1 protein-coding gene is annotated in these 3151 nt (G+C 69.8%); it reads left to right on the top strand.

The annotated features are described in order from the left end of the window. Positions 1-77 precede the first annotated feature (77 nt). The gene (locus ACIRA7_RS16115) at positions 78-2786 is read left to right on the top strand and encodes a protein kinase (protein ID WP_396221856.1); all 2709 of its coding nucleotides are present in this window, start codon (positions 78-80) and stop codon (positions 2784-2786) included. The last annotated feature ends 365 nt before the right edge of the window (positions 2787-3151 follow it).

The raw sequence follows: 3151 nt of genomic DNA, 5'->3' as shown, positions 1-3151 counted from the left end.
CGGGGATGACCCTGCTGCGCTGAGCATGCGCTCCGCCGCCACTCGCCATCCCGATTGTTCGCCTTCACTTTAGCGAAATGACTTCCACGCGCGCCCGCCTCGCTTCAACTCTGCAGGACCGCTACCGCGTCGACCGCGAGCTCGGTGCCGGCGGCATGGCCACCGTGTACCTCGCGCATGACCTGCGGCATGAGCGCGACGTGGCCATCAAGGTGCTGCACCCCGATCTCGGCGCGGCGTTAGGGGCCGAGCGGTTCCTGAGCGAGATCCGCACCACGGCGCGCTTGCAGCATCCGCACATCCTGCCGCTGCTCGATTCCGGCGCGGCCGATGGCTTGCTGTACTACGTGATGCCGTACGTGCGCGGCGAAACGCTCCGCGCGCGGCTCGAGCGCGAGAAGCAGCTCCCCATCGCCGACGCGCTGCGCGTTGCCCGCGAGGTGGCCGCCGCACTCGACCACGCGCACAAGCAGGGCGTCATTCACCGCGACATCAAGCCGGAGAACATCCTGCTGCAGGATGGCGCCGCGGTGGTGGCGGACTTTGGTATCGCGCTCGCCGTGCAACAAGCCGGTGGCCAGCGCATGACGCAAACGGGGCTCTCGCTCGGCACGCCGCAGTACATGAGTCCCGAGCAGGCGATGGGCGAGCGCACCATCGATGCCCGCAGCGACATCTATGCGCTGGGGGCGGTCACGTACGAGATGCTCACCGGCGAACCGCCGTTCACCGGTGCGAGCACGCAGGCCATCGTGGCCAAGGTGCTCACCGAGCGCCCGGTCGCGCTTCGCACGCTGCGCGACACCGTGCCACCGGGGGTGGAGCAGGCGGTGCTTGGCGCGCTCGCCAAGCTCCCCGCCGATCGCCCCGACACGGCGGCGGCGTTCATCGCCGCGATCGATGCGGGGGCGCGTACCACCACGTCGGAGCGCACGCGGGCGGTGCCGGTTGGGCGCCGAGCCTCGCGGACGGGCGTGATGGTGGCGATGGCGGCCAACGTGCTGCTGGCCGCCGGCCTTGCCTGGGCGTGGTTTCGTCCGGTGGCCGAACCGCCGGTGCTGCAGCACCGATTATGGATCGACGCAGGCCATCCCCTGGCCCCCTCACTCTCCGGCGGCGTCATCGCCATCTCGCCCGACGACCGACGTGTGGCGATGGTGCTCCGCGAGGGCAGCAGCAGCGGCAGCGCGGTCTGGGTCCGGAATCGCGACGAAGTGACGCCGACCCGCCTACCCGGAAGCGAATCCGTCGGGGCCGTGGCGTTCTCACCCGATGCGCGGCAGTTGGTCGGCGTCGGCGCCCCGCCGGGTGCCGACGCGGGGAATCTGGAACTCCGCCTCCTGGCGCTCGACGGCGGGCAACCGCGCCAAGTGGCCAGGGCCGACATCGGCAACGAGGGGCTGGCGTGGGGCAGCGATGGCTGGATTTACTTCGACGGGCTCACGGGGCGCGGCACCAACGGCATCGAGCGCATCCGCCCCGACGGGTCGTCTCGCGAGCGGTTGACCACGGTGGATACGGCCCAGGGCGAGGTGGATCATGTCTATCCGGCCCCGCTCCCCGGAGGACGCGAGCTCCTGCTCACCGTGCGCACCAAGGCCGGGCCCGTTGTGGCCGTCGTCGACCTCAGCGACCGGAAGGTCACCCGCCTCACTGCCGGGGCCAACGCCCGCTTCCTTCGACCAGGCTGGCTGGTGTATTCGTCGGGGCGTGTGCTGCAAGCCGTCCGGTTCGACGTGGGCGACCGCCGCGTGACAGGCACCCCGATCATGCTGACGAATGTTGGCGGCACGCTGTCGGACGCGTCCGACATCACCATCTCCGATCGCGGCACCCTCCTGTATCTCAGCGGCCAGCTCAACGCCCCAGGCGGTCGGCCGCACTGGGTGGATCTCGCCGGCCGCGCTACGCCGCTGGACAGCACCCTGCCGGACGCGGTGGTGACGGCGCGCCTGTCGCCGGATGGCCGTCGCTTGGCGTACGGGGTGGCGCCGCCGGACGGGAAGGGGAACTTCAACCTCTTCGTCAAGGCGCTCCCGAATGGGGTGCCCACGCCGGTTGACATGCCGCCGGGTTACACGATGAGCGCGTCCTGGGCCGCTGACGGGAGGCATCTCCATGTGCTGGCCGACTCGAACAACCTCAGCAACCCCCGGGTGTGGGTGCTGGATGCGGCGGGCGCCGAGCCGCCGCGGCAGCTGCGCGGGGGACTGGGGGTGGGGCCGGTGGAGGCGTGGCGTGATCGACTGTTCACCTTCACCGCCCGGGGCGGGATTACGTCCACCACCTCGCAAATCGCCGCAACCCGCTCGGCCGGAGATTCGACGTTCATCCCCCTCTTCTCCTCCAGAATCAGGGACGACATGCCCGCCGTCTCCCCCGACGGTCGCTGGATCGCCTACCAGTCCGCCATGGGCAATGGGACCGAGCGCGCATTGTGGGTGCGGCACTTTCCCGATGTCGAGGCCGGCAGCTGGAGAGTGTCCATCGGTGCGGTGCAGTCGCCGGCGCTGTGGAGTCCCGACAGCCGCGTCCTCTACTTCGTGAACCAGCAGCAGCAAGTGGAAGCGGTGCGCCTCACGGAAGACCGCGGTGATGTGCAGGTGGGTGAACGGCGCACGCTGTTCGATGCCAGCGGCTACTGGATGGACCGTATGGTCGGCTGGGACATCGCTCGCGACGGCTCGCGCTTTGTGATGATGCCGTTGCCCCAGAGGGGCCGGGAGTTGCAGCTGCTGGCCATCGAGAACCTCCCCGCCCTGCTGGCGCGGAAGGCGTCACCGTGACCGACGGCTCTCCTGAACCAGCGTACGTTCGGGTTCCGTTCCCACCTCGGCTCTCCGCCCCGCTGTTGGCCCATCGGGCGTCGCCGCGCTGCGCCAGTGCACCGCGTTGCCGTACTGCCGTACCGCCTGCATGGTTATCCATATGAAGACCACGCTCAACATTGACGACACCGTGATGACGATCCGTTGACGTCCGAGCCGTGATGCCGTGCGTTGTGGTCGTGGCTCGGCGGCGGCGGCCGTGTACCTCGCGCGTGTCGTCGACCACGCCCCCCATCCCGATGCTCATGATGCACAACGCTCGTCGCGCCGCCGGAGCGTTGCTCCTCGGCCTGCTGTACGTCGCCGCCCCGCTCCCCGCCCAG

Source organism: Gemmatimonas sp., assembly GCF_044376735.1.
Classification (GTDB): domain Bacteria; phylum Gemmatimonadota; class Gemmatimonadetes; order Gemmatimonadales; family Gemmatimonadaceae; genus Gemmatimonas.
Note: the sequence above shows the minus strand (reverse complement) of the source record. Positions and strands in the feature narration are given on the sequence as shown.